The 19,519-nt window shown below is 63.7% G+C and carries 18 protein-coding genes, 1 tRNA gene and 1 pseudogene; 12 read left to right on the forward strand and 8 right to left on the reverse strand.

From position 1 onward, the window contains the following. Positions 1–165: 165 nt before the first annotated feature. The 4 genes from ribBA (at position 166) to D9X30_RS28390 (ending at position 3,703) form a co-directional block, all read left to right on the forward strand. Positions 166–1,281 carry a bifunctional 3,4-dihydroxy-2-butanone-4-phosphate synthase/GTP cyclohydrolase II gene (gene ribBA / locus D9X30_RS28375; RefSeq protein ID WP_153945633.1) on the forward strand — a complete coding sequence of 372 codons (1,116 nt, stop codon included), beginning with the start codon at positions 166–168 and terminating at the stop codon, positions 1,279–1,281. A 101-nt stretch (positions 1,282–1,382) separates the two neighbouring features. Then, on the forward strand, positions 1,383–1,892 hold the full coding sequence (gene ribH / locus D9X30_RS28380; RefSeq protein WP_029051081.1) for a 6,7-dimethyl-8-ribityllumazine synthase: 510 nt from the start codon (positions 1,383–1,385) through the stop codon (positions 1,890–1,892). Continuing rightward, positions 1,885–2,400: a transcription antitermination factor NusB gene (gene nusB / locus D9X30_RS28385; RefSeq protein WP_029051082.1), complete on the forward strand. Its 516-nt coding sequence runs from the start codon at positions 1,885–1,887 to the stop codon at positions 2,398–2,400. Before ribH ends, nusB begins: the two co-directional genes overlap by 8 nt. A gap of 121 nt (positions 2,401–2,521) precedes the next feature. Next, entirely contained in the window at positions 2,522–3,703 is a 1,182-nt protein-coding gene (locus D9X30_RS28390) for a pyridoxal phosphate-dependent aminotransferase (RefSeq protein ID WP_153945634.1), read from the forward strand. A 108-nt stretch (positions 3,704–3,811) separates the two neighbouring features. On the opposite strand, the gene D9X30_RS28395 is transcribed toward D9X30_RS28390, so the two are convergent. Beyond that, positions 3,812–4,894 carry a lytic transglycosylase domain-containing protein gene (locus D9X30_RS28395; protein ID WP_153945635.1) on the reverse strand — a complete coding sequence of 361 codons (1,083 nt, stop codon included), beginning with the start codon at positions 4,892–4,894 and terminating at the stop codon, positions 3,812–3,814. 645 nt (positions 4,895–5,539) lie between these two features. Here D9X30_RS28395 and ubiD point away from each other — a divergent pair. Next, the gene (gene ubiD, locus D9X30_RS28400; protein ID WP_153945637.1) at positions 5,540–7,057 is read left to right on the forward strand and encodes a 4-hydroxy-3-polyprenylbenzoate decarboxylase; all 1,518 of its coding nucleotides are present in this window, start codon (positions 5,540–5,542) and stop codon (positions 7,055–7,057) included. A 101-nt stretch (positions 7,058–7,158) separates the two neighbouring features. Continuing rightward, a complete protein-coding gene (locus D9X30_RS28405; RefSeq protein WP_153945638.1) occupies positions 7,159–9,186 on the forward strand; it encodes an acetoacetate--CoA ligase in 2,028 nt (675 codons plus the stop codon). Positions 9,187–9,215: 29 nt separating this feature from the next. Here the strand turns inward: D9X30_RS28405 and D9X30_RS28410 are convergent, their stop codons facing one another. Then, positions 9,216–9,872 carry a glutathione S-transferase family protein gene (locus tag D9X30_RS28410; RefSeq protein WP_153945640.1) on the reverse strand — a complete coding sequence of 219 codons (657 nt, stop codon included), beginning with the start codon at positions 9,870–9,872 and terminating at the stop codon, positions 9,216–9,218. Positions 9,873–10,156: 284 nt separating this feature from the next. On the opposite strand from D9X30_RS28410, the gene D9X30_RS28415 reads away from it, so the two are divergent. Continuing rightward, positions 10,157–11,383, forward strand: a complete 1,227-nt coding sequence (locus D9X30_RS28415; RefSeq protein WP_153945642.1) for a polyhydroxyalkanoate depolymerase — start codon at positions 10,157–10,159, stop codon at positions 11,381–11,383. 75 nt (positions 11,384–11,458) lie between these two features. Further along, entirely contained in the window at positions 11,459–12,382 is a 924-nt protein-coding gene (locus tag D9X30_RS28420; protein WP_153945643.1) for an aldose epimerase family protein, read from the forward strand. Positions 12,383–12,406: 24 nt separating this feature from the next. Here D9X30_RS28420 and D9X30_RS28425 read toward each other — a convergent pair whose 3' ends face one another. Further along, a complete protein-coding gene (locus D9X30_RS28425; RefSeq protein ID WP_249641106.1) occupies positions 12,407–12,796 on the reverse strand; it encodes a DUF5594 family protein in 390 nt (129 codons plus the stop codon). 112 nt (positions 12,797–12,908) lie between these two features. On the opposite strand from D9X30_RS28425, the gene D9X30_RS28430 reads away from it, so the two are divergent. Both D9X30_RS28430 and D9X30_RS28435 read left to right on the forward strand, forming a co-directional pair. Beyond that, a tRNA-Gly gene (locus D9X30_RS28430) sits at positions 12,909–12,983 on the forward strand. A gap of 86 nt (positions 12,984–13,069) precedes the next feature. Continuing rightward, a complete protein-coding gene (locus D9X30_RS28435; RefSeq protein WP_153945646.1) occupies positions 13,070–14,995 on the forward strand; it encodes a site-specific integrase in 1,926 nt (641 codons plus the stop codon). Positions 14,996–15,121: 126 nt separating this feature from the next. Here the strand turns inward: D9X30_RS28435 and D9X30_RS28440 are convergent, their stop codons facing one another. The 5 genes from D9X30_RS28440 to D9X30_RS28460 all read right to left on the reverse strand — a co-directional run bounded on the left by D9X30_RS28440 (position 15,122) and on the right by D9X30_RS28460 (position 17,806). Beyond that, positions 15,122–15,454, reverse strand: a complete 333-nt coding sequence (locus tag D9X30_RS28440; RefSeq protein WP_153945647.1) for a hypothetical protein — start codon at positions 15,452–15,454, stop codon at positions 15,122–15,124. A gap of 9 nt (positions 15,455–15,463) precedes the next feature. Then, on the reverse strand, positions 15,464–15,775 hold the full coding sequence (locus D9X30_RS28445; RefSeq protein ID WP_150982546.1) for a hypothetical protein: 312 nt from the start codon (positions 15,773–15,775) through the stop codon (positions 15,464–15,466). 37 nt (positions 15,776–15,812) lie between these two features. Beyond that, positions 15,813–16,223 (reverse strand): hypothetical protein, encoded by a 411-nt coding sequence (locus D9X30_RS28450; protein WP_153945649.1) that lies wholly within the window; start codon positions 16,221–16,223, stop codon positions 15,813–15,815. A 172-nt stretch (positions 16,224–16,395) separates the two neighbouring features. Then, positions 16,396–16,575, reverse strand: coding sequence for a hypothetical protein (locus D9X30_RS28455; RefSeq protein WP_153945651.1), 180 nt, complete (start codon positions 16,573–16,575; stop codon positions 16,396–16,398). Between the two features lie 289 nt (positions 16,576–16,864). Next, on the reverse strand, positions 16,865–17,806 hold the full coding sequence (locus D9X30_RS28460) for a hypothetical protein (RefSeq protein WP_153945653.1): 942 nt from the start codon (positions 17,804–17,806) through the stop codon (positions 16,865–16,867). Positions 17,807–17,973: 167 nt separating this feature from the next. Between D9X30_RS28460 and D9X30_RS28465 the strand changes: the two are divergent. Together D9X30_RS28465 and D9X30_RS28470 are read left to right on the forward strand one after the other, a co-directional pair. Then, positions 17,974–18,198 (forward strand): annotated as a pseudogene (locus tag D9X30_RS28465) (transposase); the annotation flags it as partial. An 84-nt stretch (positions 18,199–18,282) separates the two neighbouring features. Then, positions 18,283–19,481 (forward strand): IS3-like element IS1087B family transposase gene (locus D9X30_RS28470; RefSeq protein WP_085959070.1). Its coding sequence is split into 2 segments (ribosomal slippage): positions 18,283–18,598 and positions 18,598–19,481, totalling 1,200 coding nucleotides; the frame shifts between segments, so codons are not numbered across the junction. Positions 19,482–19,519 lie beyond the last annotated feature (38 nt).

Raw genomic sequence — 19,519 nt, forward strand, 5'->3', positions numbered from 1 at the left:
GCCGCGCGGTCCGGCCCCGAACTCGGGGCATCGTCGAACGGCATGGCGTACAATAGCGGCCTTGATTTCGCCGGTCTCGCGACATCCGCGCCGGCCCTGCCCGCCTGATTGCCTGTCCGATTGCTCGCATCCCGCGCCCGCCCTCATTGAACGCCGTTCCAAGCCATGACTATCGCCCGTACTGAAGACATCATTGCCGACATCCGCGCCGGCCGCATGGTCATCCTCGTTGACGAGGAAGATCGCGAGAACGAAGGCGATCTGGTGCTGGCGGCCGACTTCGTGACGCCCGAAGCCATCAATTTCATGGCCAGGTATGGCCGCGGCCTGATCTGCCTGACGCTGACGGCCGAACGCTGCCGCCAGCTGGAGCTGTATCCGATGGTGTCGCGCAACGGCACCGTGCATGGCACCAACTTCACGGTATCGATCGAGGCTGCCGAGGGCGTGACCACGGGCATCTCGGCCGCCGACCGCTCGCGCACCGTGCAGGCCGCCGTGGCCCGCGACGCCAAGGCTTCGGACCTGGTGCAGCCGGGCCATATCTTCCCGCTGACGGCCCAGCCCGGCGGCGTGCTGATCCGCGCCGGCCACACCGAAGCCGGCTGCGACCTGGGTGCGCTGGCCGGCCTGACCCCGGCGGCGGTGATCTGCGAGATCATGAAGGACGACGGCACGATGGCCCGCCTGCCCGACCTGATCGAATTCGCACGCGAGCACGACCTGAAGATCGGCACGATCGCCGACCTGATCCACTACCGCAGCCGCACCGAGAGCATCATCGAACGCACGGGCGAGCGCGACATGCAGACGCCGTGGGGCAAGTTCCACAGCGTGATGTACCGCGACAAGCCGTCGGGCCGCGCGCATCTGGCGCTGGTCAAGGGCCAGCCGCGTCCGGATACCGCCACGCTGGTGCGCGTGCATGAACCGCTGTCGGTACTGGACCTGCTGGAAGCCGGCCGCACGACGCACTCGTGGAGCCTGCCGGCCGCCCTGGAAGTGCTGCACGGCGCCGAACAAGGCGTGATGGTGCTGCTGAACTGCGGCGACGCGCCGGAACAGATTTTCGAACAGTTTGCCGCACTGGACGCCCCGCAGGACCGCCCCCGCCGCAAGCCCGACCTGCGCACCTACGGCGTGGGCGCCCAGATCCTGCGCGATATCGGCGTGGGCAAGATGCGCGTGCTGGGCTCGCCGCGCAAGATGCCGAGCATGACCGGCTACGATCTGGAAATCGTCGGCTGCCAGCCCATGGACGGCGAGCCGAACTGCGATTGATGCGATTGGAACGGGATTGAACCAGGCACCCGCCTGCGGTACGGCATCACACGGCGCCGGCATTCCTGCCGGTGCCTGACCGAATGAATGGAGAACTGACAATGGATCACGGCTTCTACGAGAGCAACCTGGACGGTGAAGGCCTGCGCATCGGTATTGTGCAAGCCCGTTTCAACGAGCCCGTATGCGACGAGCTGCGCGAAGCCTGCACGGCAGAACTGGAAAAGCTCGGCGTCGAGGGCGAAGACACGCTGCTCGTGACCGTGCCCGGCGCACTGGAAGTGCCGCTGGCCCTGCAGAAGATGGCCGAAAGCGGCCAGTTCGACGCACTGATCGCGCTGGGCGCCGTGGTGCGCGGCGAGACCTACCATTTCGAGCTGGTCTCGAACGAATCGGGAGCCGGCATCACGCGCGTGGGCCTGGACTTCAACGTGCCCATCGCCAACGGCATCCTGACGGTCGACACCGACGCGCAGGCCCATGCCCGCACCCGCGAAAAGGGCCGTGACTGCGCCCGCACCGCAGTGGAAATGGCCAACCTGGTCGTCGCGCTGGATTCCCTGCGCGAGAACGACGGCCGCGATGAAGATGACGAGGAAGATGATGAGTAATGCCCCCGACAACGGCGACGCGCAAGACGCCGCCGGCAAGCCGGCCGGCGCCAAGGCGCGCACCGAACCCAAGGCTCCGCCCAAGAGCGCGCGCCGCCGGTCCCGGGAACTGGCCCTGCAAGGCCTGTATCAGTGGCTGCTGAATCGCAACGATATCGGTGCAATTCAGGCCCACCTGCACGACGCGCAAGGCTTCAACAAGGCCGATCGCGAACATTTCGACGCGCTGCTGGGCGGTGCCGTGCGCGAGGAAGCGCGCCTGACCGCCGCGTTCGAGCCGTTCCTGGACCGCACCGTCGACGAACTGTCGCCCGTGGAGCGCGCCGCGCTGCTGGTGGGCAGCTATGAGCTGGTGCATTGCCTGGACATTCCGTACAAGGTCGTCATCAACGAAGCCGTGGAACTGACCAAGACCTTCGGCGGCGTGGAAGGCTACAAGTACGTGAACGGCGTGCTCGACAAGCTGGCCGCCCAGGTGCGCGCACCCGAGGTCGCCGCGCGCCGCTGACCCGCATCCACTGACTGGATGTTGCAATCCGGCGTCCGGCATCCCATGATGCCAGTCACCGGCATGACACCCGCTCCGGCGGGTGTTTTTGTTTCCACCCCGTGCTTTTGTCCCCATCGCCATGGACTACCAGCGTATCGCCACCGCTTCCCGACTTGCCAACATCGAGGCCTTCCACGTGATGGAACTGGCCAAGCAGGCCGCCGAACTCGAACGTGCCGGCCGGCACATCATCCACATGGGTATTGGCGAGCCCGATTTCACCGCCGCGGCGCCGGTCATCCATGCGGCCGAAGCCGCGATGCGACGCGGCGTCACCCAGTACACCGGCGCCCTGGGCATCCACGCCCTGCGCGAAGCCATTGCCGGTTACTACAAGACCGCCTACGGGCTGGACATTCCCGAGCGGCGCGTGATCGTCACGGCCGGTGCCTCCGGCGCGCTGCTGCTGGCCTGCGCGGTGCTGGTGGAAATCGGTGCCGAAGTGCTGATGCCGGACCCGAGCTACCCGTGCAACCGCCATTTCGTGGCGGCGTTCGACGGGCAGGAGAAAATGATCCCGAGCGGCCCGGCGGAGCGATTCCAGCTGACGGCGGCCCAGGTGGCGGCCCATTGGGGCGAAAAGACGCGCGGCGTACTGCTGGCGTCGCCATCGAACCCGACCGGCACGTCGATCCTTCCTGACGAACTGAAGGCGATCCTGGCCGAAGTGCGCGAGCGCCGCGGCTTTGCCATCCTTGACGAGATCTACCAGGGGCTGTCATACGATGCCCCGCCCGTCTCGGCGCTGGCGCTCGACGACAACGTGATCACCGTCAACAGCTTCTCGAAGTACTTCAACATGACCGGCTGGCGGCTGGGCTGGCTGGTAGTGCCCGATGCGCTGGTGCCGGCGTTCGAAAAGGTGGCGCAGAACCTGTTCATCTGCGCGTCGGCCGTGGCCCAGCATGCGGCCGTGGCCTGCTTCTCGCCGGAGGCGCTGGCGATCTACGACGAGCGCAAGGCCGAGTTCCATCGCCGCCGCGACGCGATCCTGCCCGCGCTGGAAGCGTTGGGGCTGCGCGTACCGGTCAAGCCCGACGGCGCGTTCTATGTCTATGCCGACTGCCGGCACGTGAACCACCCGGCCGCCGGCAACGCCGACAAACTGACCCAGGCGATCCTGCACGATGCCGGCGTGGTCATGGTGCCCGGCACGGATTTCGGCCCGCACACGGCAAATGACTACATCCGCATCTCGTACGCGACGTCGATGGCCAATATCGAAGAGGCCATGGATCGCATGCACCACTTCCTGCGCTAGGCGCCAAGGCGACACGGGCGTCGGCCCGACAGCCGGAAACGGAAAACGAAAAAGAAAAGGCACCCCGAGGGGTGCCTTTCTTCGTGCTGGTCGAACCCGTCCCGAAGGTCAGGCCGCCTGCGCGGTATTGCCGGAGGCTTCCAGCTTTTCGCCGTTCTGGTGATGCTCGGCCTGCGTCTTGGCGTCGCCCGCCTTGTCGGCGGCCGGCAGGCCCAGCAGGGCACGCAGCCGTCCACGCTCGGCCAGCACCTTGGCGCCATAGCCGCCGTCCGTGTTGGTCGTGGCACCCACGTAGTACTTCAGGCCGCCCTCGATCGAACCGGCGCGGGCGATGCAGTCCTTCAGCACCAGCGCACCGATCTTGATGTTGGCGTACGGGTTCAGCGCGGCGGTCACGCCGCCCACGGCTTCGTACTTGTCCTGGTGGACCTTGGTCATCACCTGCATCAGGCCCTGCGCCCCGACGCCGCTTTCGGCGTACGGATTGAAGCTGGACTCGATGGCGATCACGCCCAGGATCAGCAGCGGATCGATACCGACCTCGCGGCCGGTCATGTAGGCAGCCTTGACCAGCTGGGCGGTAGCCTGGCTCGCGACGCGGTACTTGCGTGCAATGTACTCCGCCACGGCGGCCTGCTCGCGCGCCGATCCCAGCGCGCTGGTGTTGCGCGCGTCCAGCGCCACGCGCTGCACCGGAATCTGGGCAGCCAGGTGCGCCACTGACGGAACCTTGCCCGCAGGGGTCTGGCTCCATTCGTCGACGCCCGACACGGTCGGCAGGCCCTTGGCCTTGGGCGTCGCGGTAGCCAGCAGCCTTGCTGCGGCCGCGTCGGCCGAGATCGCCGGTACCGACGCGCTGGCCACGGCGTGAACCGTGTTGGCAGCTTCGGCGTTGGCCACGGCAGCGTCCACCAGCACGGCGGGCGCTTCATTGCCCGCCAGTGCCCCGGCAAGCGACGTCCGCCATTGCTGGCTGACGGTGAGGGTGACCGCTGCGGCCACCGACAGCACCCCGAGACTGTTCAGGGTGTACTTCAAGGTTGTGCGGCCGCCGCGCAGCAACGCGCGACCTGCCACCGGATGGGCCAGTCGCACTTGCAGTGCGCGGCTCACACCGGGTACCGGCTGTCTGAGGCGGACCTGCAATGCCCGCCCGATGCCGGGAAGATGAAGGGTTTTCCAACCGCTCATGCTTACCTCCATCCGTCGCCCGCTGCGCGCGCCCGACAACTGCGCGTGCCCGATCTCAACGTATTCAAGTAAGGATGCTGCGCCACCTAGCAGGGGTGTCCAGCATCTGTTGGCGGGCGCTCCCCATGCGCCCAACGAGAAACAGGGCACCGCCTGGGGAGCCGCACCCTGCCACTAAGATCACTCATCGACTCCGGCATCCCGCCAGAGGACTGCGCACCGGGCTCCTCCCTGGGGCCGCTTGATGGACAGTCGATTCGGAAATGTCGGCGTTGCTTTTTTCGCCACACCCACTTGACACCAGGGTGGAAGCCATGTTGCAACGCAACACTCCTTAGAGCAGACCGGATTGTAGGAACGCTTTTATAACCCGTCAAGCATAAGAAAGCAAAATATCAATACTTTCAGCAATATGTAACAACGCCTTTTACGCCACTCCGGGGCCGACCACTGTCCTTCAATCGCAAGCCACGCCTAGCCTCGCAATTGTCTGAACAAATGACTCAAGTCATCAGTTACTTACAATTTCGCTGCGTCCGCAGGCACGATTTTTTTGCGCCTTTGAGGTGGCGTGTGTATCGTCACACACATCGAAGCAGCGCGCCCGGGCATGGCGCGATGCCACATCCCTGAACCAAATTCACTATGCAATACAAAGATTTGCGCGATTTCATCGGTCAGCTGGAGCAGCGCGGAGACCTCAAGCGCGTGACCGCGCCGGTATCGCCGAACCTCGAAATGACCGAGATCTGCGACCGCCTCCTGCGCGCGGAAGGCCCGGCAGTCATGTTCGAGCAGCCGCGCCGGGACGACGGGGATATCTATAAAATACCGGTCCTGGCAAATCTGTTCGGGACGCCACAAAGAGTCGCCCTTGGCATGGGCGCGTCGAACCTGGAAGATTTGCGCGATATTGGCCGCGTGCTGTCGGCGCTCAAGGAGCCCGAGCCGCCACGCGGGCTGCGCGAGGCCGGCAAGCTGTTCACGCTGGCCAAGTCGGTGTGGGACATGGCGCCCAAGCGCGTCAGCAGCCCCGCCTGCCAGGAGATCGTCTGGGAAGGCAACGATGTCGATCTGGCGCGCCTGCCGATCCAGACCTGCTGGCCCGGCGACGCCGCGCCGCTGATTACCTGGGGCCTGGTGGTGACCAAGGGTCCGCACAAGAAGCGCCAGAACCTGGGCATCTACCGCCAGCAGGTCATCAGCCGCAATCAGGTGATCATGCGCTGGCTGGCGCATCGCGGCGGGGCTCTCGATTTCCGCGAGCACGCGCTGGCCAACCCGGGCAAGCCGTTCCCGATCGCCGTGGCACTGGGCGCCGACCCGGCCACGATCCTGGGCGCCGTCACACCGGTGCCCGATACGCTGTCCGAGTACCAGTTTGCCGGCCTGCTGCGCGGCAGCCGCACCGCGCTGGCCAGCTGCATCACGCCGACGCTGTCCGAACTGTCGGTGCCGGCGTCCGCCGAGTTCGTGCTCGAAGGCCATATCCAGCCCGATCCGAACCACCCGTCCGGCTACCAGCACGCGCTGGAGGGTCCGTACGGCGACCATACCGGCTATTACAACGAGCAGGACTGGTTTCCGGTCTTCACGATCGACCGCATCACCATGCGGCGCGATCCGATCTACCACTCCACCTACACCGGCAAGCCGCCCGACGAGCCGGCCGTGCTGGGCGTGGCCCTGAACGAAGTGTTCGTGCCGCTGCTGCAGAAGCAGTTTCCGGAGATCACCGACTTCTACCTGCCGCCCGAAGGCTGCAGCTACCGCATGGCGGTGGTGCGCATGAAGAAGCAGTACGCCGGCCACGCCAAGCGCGTGATGTTCGGCGTGTGGAGCTTCCTGCGCCAGTTCATGTACACCAAGTTCATCATCGTGGTGGACGACGACATCGACGCGCGCGACTGGAAGGAAGTGATCTGGGCCATCACCACGCGCGTGGACCCGAGCCGCGACACGGTGATGGTCGACAACACACCCATCGACTATCTCGACTTTGCGTCGCCCGTGTCGGGCCTGGGCTCCAAGATGGGCATCGACGCCACCGACAAGTGGCCCGGCGAAACCACCCGCGAATGGGGCACCCCGATCAGGATGGACCCGGCCGTGAAGACGCGTGTCGACGAGATGTGGGGCACCCTCTTCGCGTCCCCGAAGTAGCCGTTCAGCCAGCCGCGCACCCACGGCGCGGCGGTCCGCTATCATTTGCGGACCGCCCATCACGCCAAGGGCCCGCGTCAGACGGGCCGCGGAGGAGACACATGACCCTTGCAGGGAAACTGATGTGGACGCCCACGCAGGCGTTCGCCGACGGCAGCCAGCTGGCCGCCTTCATGCAATGGCTGCGCCGCGAGCGCGCGCTGGATTTCCGCGACTACGCCAGCCTGTGGCAGTGGTCGGTCGCCGATATCGAAGCGTTCTGGCAAGCCATCGTCGATTATTTCGACGTGCGCTTCGACACACCGGCCAGTGCCGTGCTGGCCCAGCGCACCATGCCCGGCGCGCGCTGGTTCCCGGGCGCCACGCTCAACTACGTGCAGCAGGTCTTCCGCCACGCCGGCACGGGCCCGGCCCGCGCACGCACCGCCATCCGCCATGCCGGCGAGGCGCAACCGCTGGCCGATATCAGCTGGGATACCCTGGAGGCCCAGGTGGCCTCGCTGGCGCACGCGCTGCGTCAGATGGGCGTGACACGCGGCGACCGCGTGGCGGGCTATCTGCCGAACATCCCGGCGACCATCGTGGCCTTTCTGGCCACCGCCAGCGTGGGCGCCATCTGGTCCGGCTGCGCGCCCGACATGGGCCAGGTGGCGGTGATCGACCGCTTCCGGCAGATCGAGCCCAAGGCGCTGATCGCGGTGGACGGCTACCGCTATGGCGGCAAGTCGTACGACCGCGCGCCGGTCATCGCCGATCTGGTGGCCGCCCTGCCCTCGCTGACCGATATCGTGATCGTGCCCACGCTGGGCAGCCAGGTCGAGGCTGCCCTCGACGGCGCAGTGGCCGGCCGCCGCGCGAGCCTGCGGCGCCACGCCTGGGCCGATGTGCTGGCGCACGATGTGCCGCTCCAGGTGGAGCCGGTGCCGTTCGACCATCCGCTGTGGATCGTCTACTCGTCCGGCACCACGGGCATGCCCAAGCCCATCGTGCATGGCCATGGCGGCATCGTGATCGAGCAGCTCAAGCTCATGGCGTTCCACAACAACCTGGGCGCCGACGACGTCTTCCACTGGTACAGCAGTAGCGGCTGGATCATGTGGAATGCCCAGGTGGCCGGGCTGCTGCTGGGCACGACCATCGCGCTGTACGACGGCAACCCCGCCTGGCCAGACGCCGGCGTGCTCTGGCGTTTCGTCGACGATGCCCGCGTGACGATGTTCGGCGCCGGCGCCGCGTTCTTCACCAGCTGCATGAAGGCGGGCGTCGAGCCGGCGCGGATTGCCGATGTCTCGCGGCTGCGCGGCATCGGCTCGACCGGCTCGCCGTTATCCGAAGATGCCTACGCATGGATCTACGCCCACGTCCGCGAAGACGTCTGGCTGGCGCCGATGTCGGGCGGCACCGACTTTGCCGGGTCGTTCGTGGGCGGCTGCCCGGTGCTGCCGGTCTACGCCGGCGAGATGCAATGCCGCTGCCTGGGCGCCAAGGTGGAAGCGTTCGACGAGCACGGCCATGCCGTGATCGACGAAGTGGGCGAGCTGGTCTGCACCGAGCCGATGCCATCGATGCCGCTGTTCCTGTGGGGCGATGCCGATGGCAGCCGCTACCGCGACAGCTATTTCGACGTGTACCCGAACGCCTGGCGCCATGGCGACTGGATCCGCATCACGCCGCGCGGCGGGGCCATCATCTACGGGCGCTCGGACGCCACGATCAATCGCCACGGCATCCGCATGGGCACCAGCGAGCTGTACCGCGTGGTGGAGGAACTGCCCGAAGTGCTCGACAGCATGGTGGTCGATCTCGAATACCTGGGCCGCGAATCGTACATGCCGCTGTTCGTGGTGCTGCGCGACGGCATGGCGCTGGACGATGCCCTGCGCGACACCATGCGCGCGCGCATTCGCGCGGCGCTGTCGTCGCGCCACGTGCCGAACGAGATCGTGCAGGTGCCCGGCGTGCCGCGCACGCTGTCGGGCAAGAAGATGGAAGTCCCGATCAAGAAGCTGCTGCTGGGCCACGCGCCGGACCGGATCGCCAATCCCGACGCGATGGCGAATCCGGACTGCCTGGCGTGGTACTTCGCCTACGCCGCCGACTATCTGGCGCGCCAGCCGCGCGAGGCCTGAACGGTGATGCCAGCCAGGGGCGCCCGGCGTCAGAACTCCACGTCGAGTTCGCTGATTTCGTCGGGTTCCTCGCGCGCCGCGCCAATCCATTCCTGCATTTCGGGCATGGCCAGGATGGTCTTGCAGAATTCCACCAGCGGCGCGTCAAGCTTCACGCCATAGGTGACAAAGCGCGTGACCACGGGCGCATACATCGCATCGGCCACGGTGCGATGCTTGCCGAACAGGTATGGGCCGCCGTAGCGTTCCAGGCATTCGGTCCAGATCGCGGTGATGCGATCGATGTCGGCCTGCGCCCGGGACCAGACCTTCAGGCCGGGGAAATGGCCCTTGAGGTTCATCGGCAACGCCGCGCGCAGGGCGGCAAACCCCGAGTGCATTTCGCCGCAGATGGCGCGGCAGTGTGCACGCGCGGCCAGTTCCTCGGGCAGCAGCCTGGCTTTCGGCTTGATCTCGTTGAGGTATTCGGCAATCGCCATCGTGTCCCATACCGTGACGCCCTGATGCCGCAGGCACGGCACCAGGATCGACGGCGAGAGCAGCAGGATTTCGGCGCGCACGGCGGGATCGTCGGGCGGCACCAGCACCTCCTCGAACTCCAGCCCGGCAAAGCGCGCCAGCAGCCAGCCCCGGAGCGACCACGATGAATAGGTCTTGCTGCTGATCGTCAGCGTTGTCTTGGCCATCTTGCCTCCTCCGCCCCCGGGGCGTGACGTCCGCTTGCAGTATCGGTGCCCGGGACGCGTTCCGCCAGTACGCACCCGGGCGGTGCGGCCGGCGGGCACGTCCGGCACCAGTCCGAAGCGCCCGCTGCTTCGCGCACGATGGGCGCGCGGTGTTTGCGCCACTCGGTGCACCGCGTGTGATCCGGCGCACCGAACCGATTCCCGATTCGCAACCTGCGTGCCAACATGAACCACGATGGCACATAAATTGCGGTGCCAAGGCTCGGAAGTGGGGAGATCGAGCGATGCTTTACCAGGCCTACCAGACATACGCAGACTTGATGCAGCCAGCATGCTCGCTCGCCGACATCACGGCCACGCTGCTGAGCGCATGGCGCCACGGCGACCAATCCGAGCCGCTGCGCTCTCTGCGCGGCGCCTGCGAAGTGCTGGCGCTGGCCCGACTGACCCACTACCGCCCGCCCTTCGGCATCGACAGCGTGCGCATTCGTGGCCAGGACGTGCCGGTGGTCGAGGAAGTGGTCACGCGCACGCCGTTCTGCACGCTGCTGCGCTTTCGCCGCGAAGGCGTGCCGCCGCAGCCGCGCGTACTGCTGGTGGCGCCGATGTCCGGCCACTTTGCCACGCTGTTGCGCGGCACCGCGGAAACGATGCTCCGCGACCATGACGTCTACATTACCGACTGGCACAACCCGCGAGACGTCCCGCTGTCACGCGGCCGCTTCGGCTTCGACGAATTCGTGCAGCACCTGGTCACCTTCCTGCACGCACTGGGCGGCAACACCCACGTGGTAGCCGTCTGCCAGCCGACAGTGGCCGCACTGGCGGCCGCCGCGCTGATGGCCGAGGACGGCGACCCGATGCAGCCGCCCAGCCTGACGCTGATGGCCGGCCCGATCGACGCCCGCGTGAACCCCACCCGCGTCAACGAACTGGCCACCAGCCGCCCCATCGAGTGGTTCGAAAACACGCTGATCGGCTATGTGCCGTGGCGGTTTGCGGGCGCCATGCGGCGCGTGTATCCGGGCTTCGTGCAGCTGATTGCCTTCATGAGCATGAACCGCGAGCGGCACGAGCAGGCACTGCGCGACCTGTACGCACTGCGCACCCGTGGCGAACACGCCAAGGCCGATGCCATCCAGGCGTTCTACACCGAGTACTTCGCCACGATGGACCTGACGGCCGAGTTTTACCTGGAAACGGTCAGCCTGATATTCCAGCGGTTCCTGCTGGCGCAGGGCCTGCTGGACGTGGGCGGGCGGCGGGTGTCGACGCGTGCCATCCGCCGCACGGCGCTGCTGACCATCGAAGGCGAGCGCGACGACATCTGCGCCATCGGGCAGACCATGGCGGCACAGGACCTGTGTTCGAGCCTGCGCCCGTACCTGCGCATGCATCACATCCAGACCGGGGTCGGCCACTATGGCGTATTCAACGGCAAGCACTGGGAGGCGCAGGTGTATCCGCTGGTGCGCGAAACCATCTACACGAGCGACGAGATGCGACGGTAAGACGCCCGCGCGCGTCCTGCCGCACAAGCCCGACGGCCCACATGCGCTACGCTTGCGGTTTTCGACGCGCCACGGATGCCGACGATGACCACGACTCAACGATTCCAGGGCCAGGACCTGCTCCGGGTCGGCCACGACGACAACTACCTGCTGCTGGCGCCCGCGCACGGCGGGCGGCTGGTGCGCTGGGTGCATCGCGGGCAGGACATCCTGTACTGGCCGGACGATGCCGACTGGACCCGCGTCGCCAAGATACGTGGCGGCAATCCGCTGCTATTTCCGTTTATCGGCCGGCATTTCGTCGACGGCGAAGCGGGCCGCTGGCGCGACAGTGCGGGCGCGATCCACGAACTGCCCCAGCATGGCTTTGCCCGTGACCTGCCGTTTTCCGTCTGCGAACTGTCGGCCGACGCGGTCAGCCTGTCGCTGGCATCATCGGCCCAGACCCGGCCCGGCTATCCGTATGAATTCGTGTTCACGGCCACCTATCGGCTGGTGCCGGATGGCATCGCGGTCACGCTGCGCACGCGCAATACCGGCGACGCCGCGCTGCCCCCGTTGCCGTATTACGCCGGCCATCACTTCTACTTCGCCCTGCCCCATCCGGCGCGCGCGCAGAGCCGCATCGTCATGCCGCCGGCATCCCGTGTTCGGCAGCAGGCCGATGGCGGCCTGACGGCGCCCGAGCCGGGCGAGCCCGCCTATCGCCTGGACGATCCGCGGCTGCAGGACACCTTCCATGTGCTGCAAGCCCGCGGGAATGGCGATGCCTGGTCTGTCTGCGTCGAACTGCCGACGCGTACCATCGAAATCGGACTCGATGCCGCCAACACGGCGCCCTGGTACGCCGTGACCACCTGGACCGAGCGCGACGATTCCGACTTCTACTGTGTCGAGCCTTGGCTCGGCCTGCCAAATGCCATCCACCATGGGCAGGGATTGCGATGGATACCGGGCGGGGCGGAAGACACCGCCACGTGCCGGCTGACCGTCCGGTAGCCGTCGGCCACGCTCACACGGCGCTCATCGCACCAGATGTTCGAAATCGAGCCCGCCGATCAGCACCGTGGCCTCGGCCTGCGTGCGCGAGTGGAAGTCGATCTGCCGGGGTTCCTGCCAGGCATCGAGCTTGGCCGGCAAGGCATCCAGATACGCGTCGAACCGCTCGACGCCGCCCGAGGCAAACAGGCGATCGACCTCGAAGCTGTCCCACGACAGCGTGATGTCGATCGGATAGGCATAGCGGCCGCCGTTCGGCCTGGACTCCGCCCAGACGCGCAGGCAGGCGGGTAGGTCCGACGCGGCCGGCGTCTGGATTTCCGCATGCAAGGTGCCACGGGACAGGCGCTGCACACGCTCGACAATGCGCGGCAACAGGTCGGAATTGAATCGTTGGGCGGGAACGGGGTGCACGGGCGGGGGCGTCTCGTGTTGGGACCAGGTATTGTGCGCCGGTTGGGGCGGCGTGGCCACCGGGCGAGTTCCACCGCACAACCATGCTACAATCCGCCCCCAGTAAGCCATGGCGGGCGTCGTATAATGGCTATTACCTTAGCTTCCCAAGCTAAAGACGTGGGTTCGATTCCCATCGCCCGCTCCAAACTGCATCTAAGCGCCTGATTCCGCAAGGAACTTGGCTGCCACCGGGGCAACGGCACGCAAGGCTACTACGAAAGCGTAGCCCGTATGGCCGCCAAGCCCGGATATCTCTACCGCCGCCCCAGCGGTATCTACGTCGTCCGCATCTGCATCCCCACCCGCCTGCGAGCTGCTATTGGCCGTGGTGAAGTGCACATCTCGACCGGTCAACGTGAACTCACGTCGGCTAAAATCTGTGCCTTCCAAACCCTGGCAGAGTGGAAAGCTCGCCTGCTCAAGCTGGATCGCATGGACGTATTGAAACTGGAAGCCGGCAGCCCCTTGCTTGGCGGCAGTGGATTTCTGCCGCTGGACACCGCTGCGCAGGCTATCGGCATGACCCTGCCTGCGCTGGCTACCGAAGCGGCCAACCAGGGCGAAGACCTCCATACCTACGCTGATGGCTGGCACTGCGCCATAGTGGCCGACGTTCGCCAAGTGGAGCGAGACTTTGATGGCTCGCTCTTGCTTGACGACGCGCTTGAGCGTGGCGAAGTGCGACGACTTTCCCATCAGCATCTCATCTGGCCTGACGCACGCGCGGTAGCCGCCCAGCTTACGGCGACTGGCTCCGCGAGCGAGTGCCATTTCTATCTCGACACCGAGCGCCGTCGAGCGGTTTTCCTGGACCACCCTGGGGTAGAAGTGCCTGCGGCCCAAGTGTTGATTCATAAGGCTGCGCTAGAGCGCATCAGAAGCACTCTACGGGGCCATGTGACACCCGAGATGCTACGGGGCGCCAGAGAGTCCGTTGAGAAGGCGAAGGCCGGCCCGCCGCGCCATAAGTATGCGAGCATGAAGGCAAGCGAACTTGTTGCCGCGTTCATGAAAGCGAAGCGGGACGACTGGAAAGACGACCACCGCCGAAAGATGGAAACGGAACTGGGTGCGTTCGTTGAGTTGACGGGCGACCCCGCGCTAGGGGAGTTAGACCGTCCCGCCATCGACCGATACCGCGACCTGCTGCGACAGTTGCCGGCGAACACTTACCTGGCACGCCGCAGGTTAGGAACGCACCTCTCGCTGCATGAATTGGCGGAGCAGGTTGCAAGTAAAGGCATGCCAACCATGGCAGCGACTACGGTGGATACTTACGTGCGGCGGCTATCCGAAATGTTCGGCTGGGCCGTGAAGTGCGACTACCTGACGAAGAACCCCGCGCTCGCCGCCGCACCGAAGCGGAAGACAACACGCGAGCAAGACGAGCGCGATGCGTTCACACCCGACGACCTAGCGCAAATTTTCGGTGCAGACTGGTATAAGACGGGGCGCGGGAACCTGACCACCACTGGGAAGTATCAGACCTTCCAGCCGCACTATTACTGGCTGCCGCTTCTTGGCCTCTACACGGGCGCGCGCATCAACGAGTTGTGCCAGCTTTACCTTGACGACGTGCGAGTGAGCGATGCAGGTGTTTGGTATCTGGATTTCAATCTGGATGGCGCTGACAAGTTGGATGCCGACGAGGCAAGCGACAAGTCTCTCAAAACGGTAAATTCGAAGCGCCAAGTGCCACTGCATAGCGCCTTGTTGGAGCTTGGCTTTGTGCAATATGTCCAGGCGCTGCAGACCACTGAACACAAGCGCCTGTTCCCAGAATTAAAGCTGAGCAAGCAACGGGGCTATGGCAAGGCCGCGACCAGTTGGTTCAACGAGAGATACTTGGGCGAACGCCTGGGTATGAAACGTGACGGGCGGAAGGTCTTCCACTCGTTCCGCCATACTTTTCTCACTGGAATGTATGCACTCCAACTGTCCGAGAAGACAGTTAATCAACTTTCCGGCCATGCTCGCGGCGCAACTATGTCCAGCACCCGCTACGGGAAGGACCAGCCCGCCGACGACTTGAAGCCCTATATTGATCGCCTGACGTTTAAAGGCCTCCCTGAGATTGCACCATTCGATGTAGCGGCAGGTTTGAACGCACTTAAGGATGCGTTGGGGCGGAAGGTGAATGTGGGCGGCCACTTATGATTTCTCAATGCATCCCAGTGTCGCCGAACAGGCAGAATAACTAGCTACTGCCTGTTAGAGCCACGACACCAGACCGGGCCCGGCCATGTTTATACTGCCAGGGGCCGAGACCCGATCCGTCGATCCTTAGAGCTTGTTTTGCTCCAGTGCATTGTGGATAGCCGCGTTTAGCATGTTCTTCGTTCGGTCCAAGAATGTTGGAGCGACGAGGCTGCCATTCCCGACCTTCTTCAATTCCAGATAGTAAGTCGTTGCCGCCCAAGCCACGCTGCAAACAATGCCACCTGGCTGGCGGCCGCGGACCCAAATGCGCCCGAATTTGTCCCGTTCAACCGTGTGGATAGGTAGCGAGAACTCTGAGTGAAGAGCGGTGAGGCAAATTTGTTGACCGTCCGCCGTCTCCAGGCAGTGCTTAATTTCATCGACTAGCGACTGATAGTCGTTGTATTCGTTCTTCACAGTCATCTCTTATACTGACGCGGGCGATGCCGCAGTGAACTGGATTTCGTAGCCTTGCTTGTGGCCCACAAATACGTCGAAGATCCACCCATTCACCTGCCAGGGAAACTGCACGTTATCCAATCGGTCGCCTGAGCCTTGATAGCACGACAGCCAGATCAGGCCTTCCTGGTCAAAATGGACGCCTGTGAGGAAGTAGGACATCGTTTTGTCCTTAGTGCTGATGGCGCGAATGCTGCAGTTTGGCGTGCCAAGCTGCATTTCCCTTAGGCGGCGCTTGAGCGAAGAATACAGCGCGGAATTGACGTCCCTCAGACCCATACGGGCTCCTTATAGAAGGGTTGTGAATATGCCTGCATCAGGCGCAGGCAGTCGGATCGTTGATCGCCTTGAACACGGCGTCGATGCGATCTTTCCACATCGAGCTGCCGTAGTAGCTGTAGCCCTTGAAGTCGATGGCGCTGGCACCCATCGCCTGGATGTCGACGACCATGTAGACCGAGCGCATCTGAGGACCGAAGGCCGTCTCTGTGATGGTGATCTTGGTGCGATCAGGCGACAGCACCACGCTGCCCACTGGCTGGCATTCGCCAGCGTAGGCTGCGATGTTGGCGTAGGCCTGGTCGATCGACTTTTGGATGCGTTGCTCCCGCCGCAGGTTCTCAGGCTGACGCACGTCGGCATTCGTCGTTGTGGTGAAGGCAGGCGCGCAAGCCGACAATCCGATGACCAAATGCACAGCACCAAAACACAAGCTCAAACGTTTCATCAGAATCCTTCTATAAGGTTTCGTCAAAAAACCTGCCCGTTAATGATTGGTGTGGATTCGCGGAAGTCTTTTTTTTCTAAGACTCCTGCCCTGTCCAACCTGGCAACGTAAGTCATTGATGACTTACTGTAAGACGGAAAGGCAAAGCACCAGCCTTCCCTTTCCGCCCTACTTACATGCCTTCGCTGATGCAGGCGTTTCCGTAGCCGCGACCGTCAACCATCATGACAAACCGGCGACCGGCAGCAGTGATGCCTACATTGATGATGGTGTGGGCAATGCGGATGGGTTCTTCTACAAGGTCGGCGTCTTCCAGATAGTCAGCGGCTTGCTCGATGGTCAGTTGTTGCATTGATTTCTCCTTACCAGGGGTGAGGGCGAGAGTCCCGCCGCCCTCATGCGGGTGAGATTGGTTGCTTTGGCGATGTAGTGCGTTGCCTTAGACGTTGCGCTGAATCTAACGCTCATACAGAGAAGCCATTCTCAGCGCCGTGCGCATCGCGGTCAACTCGCGATGCTCGCCTCCCCACCGTCGTAGGGAAAGGATTGGATAGGGTGATATCGGGTGTAACACTGCTAGTAGTTATTAGGTTTCTCCCTGCCACCCCTTATGGCGTTGTGAATGTGGCCGCTTTTTCTGTTCAATTTTGTGCGGAGAACCGACCGGACAAGTCGGAAAGCGACCGGCGCACCCTACGGTTTAGATCGTAGTCCGCTTCTGCGTGGCTGGTCTGCTTCCGATCTACTACCTTTCGCGGCAGCCCCTTCCGCCGGTCTACGCGGTGTGCACGCCAGCCAACCGGCCATGTTGTCACGCTTCCATTGCTGTTGCTCCAGAGGTGACGCACAGCATAGGCCGCAAAAGCGTTCATGTCCTCTACGATCCGATCAAGCGGCTTGAGATCTCCAAAGCGCAAGTTGTCCGATAGCACTTCGAATCGGTAGCCCTTGAGTGAAGCAAAGTCGGTAAGACCAGATTCAGCCAGCGCCGCGCCTCGTAGGGTGAATTCCGCTCTGGCCCGCTGGTCGCCGGATGAAAGCGATACCCCGCCCTTGTCTGTGCGCTTGTAGTAGACCTGCCAAGAGATGTCGTCGCCCTTGTTCCCTATCCGCAAGTTCAGTCTCGGGTCCAGATCAAGTGTGCCAGGACGATTGCCCCCAATTGCTGGATCAAACTGGCGTGGATTGCCGCGAGCAATGATGGTAGTTTGCAGACGCTTTGTGAGACTGACGAGGTCCAATTCCTTCGCCTGCCCCTTCGCATAAAAATCTGCGGCGACTTCTATTGCATGAACGTTAGGCGGGGCAGCAAACGATTTCCTGGCTGCCAGCGCATCCATGATGCGCTCAAGCTCGCCATAGCTATTGGCCGGCGCATCGTGAAAGCGAATTCGAAACATGCAGGACACCCCACCGGGTCCAGGGTTGACAGGTTCCACCCAAGTGTCCTTTGCACCCTCAGGCAGGTCAAGAATTCGGCGCAGATCGTGCTGTATCCATTGCTGTTGCGTATGCACCTCAGTCGTGATCTCCAGCTCAATCCAATCGACCACGGCTTTAACTTTGAAGGCGCTATAATTCATCAGACGTTCATCACGTTGGCCGCAGATGGTCTATGCCCGCTGGCGGCTTTTTGTTTGCTGGTCAGTGCCTGGTTGGAGCGGCCCCTTGAATCTCAGGACACCCGGCACCTCTTACAATAAGAGGTAGTCTTGTGACTAGTTTCAAGCCTAGGCAAATCGTGGAAAGCATCGAAATTCTTACCGAACCTGAGCGGCGGCGGCGCCGTTCAGTCCAAGAAAAGCTCGCCATCGTTCAGGAAACGATGGAGCCGGGTGCCACGGTTTCGGCGGTTGCCCGACGGCATGGGCTCAATCCCAATCAGGTGTTCGCATGGCGCAAGCAGTACCAGGAAGGAAGCCTGGCCGCTGTGAGCGCTGGCGAAGCTGTGGTCCCGGCCTCGCATGGAGCGGCCCCTTGAATCTCAGGACACCCGGCACCTCTTACAATAAGAGGTAGTCTTGTGACTAGTTTCAAGCCTAGGCAAATCGTGGAAAGCATCGAAATTCTTACCGAACCTGAGCGGCGGCGGCGCCGTTCAGTCCAAGAAAAGCTCGCCATCGTTCAGGAAACGATGGAGCCGGGTGCCACGGTTTCGGCGGTTGCCCGACGGCATGGGCTCAATCCCAATCAGGTGTTCGCATGGCGCAAGCAGTACCAGGAAGGAAGCCTGGCCGCTGTGAGCGCTGGCGAAGCTGTGGTCCCGGCCTCGCAGTTGGCTGCAGCGATGAAGGAGATCAGGGAACTGCAGCGGCTACTCGGAAAGAAAACGCAGGAAGCCGAGATCCTGAAGGAAGCCGTGGAGTACGGGCGCTCAAAAAACTGGATTGCGCGCTCGCCCTTACTGCCCGGGGACGACCAATGAAGACGGTCTGCGATGTCCTTGGCGTGGCGCGCTCTGCGGTGGCAGCGAAACAGGCCCGTTCGTCGGAATGGCGGGATGGCCGCCGCGCCCGCCAATACGACGACACGGCGCTGGTGGCTGAAATCCATGAGCTGGTTGCGGGCCTGCCGACATACGGCTACCGAAGGGTCTGGGCTTTGCTACGGCGCAGTCATGAGCTGAGCGGGGCCTCGCCCGTGAACGCAAAGCGTGTTTATCGTGTGATGCACGACCACCAGTTGCTGCTTCGCCGGCCTGGGCGACGACTCGATACACGTCGCCATGACGGTCGGGTCGCTGTCGACCGTAGCAATACCCGCTGGTGTTCAGACGGCTTTGAATTCCGTTGCGACGATGGTTCGCCGCTACGCGTCACCTTTGCGCTCGATTGCCATGACCGAGAAGCCATTAGTTGGGCGGCGACCACCGGCGGGCACAGTGGGGATATTGTTCGAGATGTCATGCTGGCGGCCGTCGAGCAGCGCTTTGGCGCCGTGCAGACCGAGCAAACCATCGAATGGCTCTCGGACAACGGCTCGGCGTACATCGACCATCGTACGCGCAGCTTCGCGCGGGAACTGGGCCTGGAGCCACTGACCACGCCGGTGCGTTCTCCGCAGAGCAACGGTATGGCCGAATCCTTCGTCAAGACCATGAAGCGCGATTACATCGCGTTCATGAACAAGCCCGACGTGCCGACCGCGCTCTCTCAGCTAACGGTCGCGTTCGAGCAATACAATGACTGGCATCCGCATAAAGCGTTGAAGTATCGTTCGCCTCGGGAGTTCCGACGCGCCGCAACATCATCAACTTAACGGTGTTCGGGTGTCCTGAGTTACAGGGTCAACTCCAC

Source organism: Cupriavidus sp. U2, from assembly GCF_009663685.2.
Lineage (GTDB): Bacteria > Pseudomonadota > Gammaproteobacteria > Burkholderiales > Burkholderiaceae > Cupriavidus > Cupriavidus necator_C.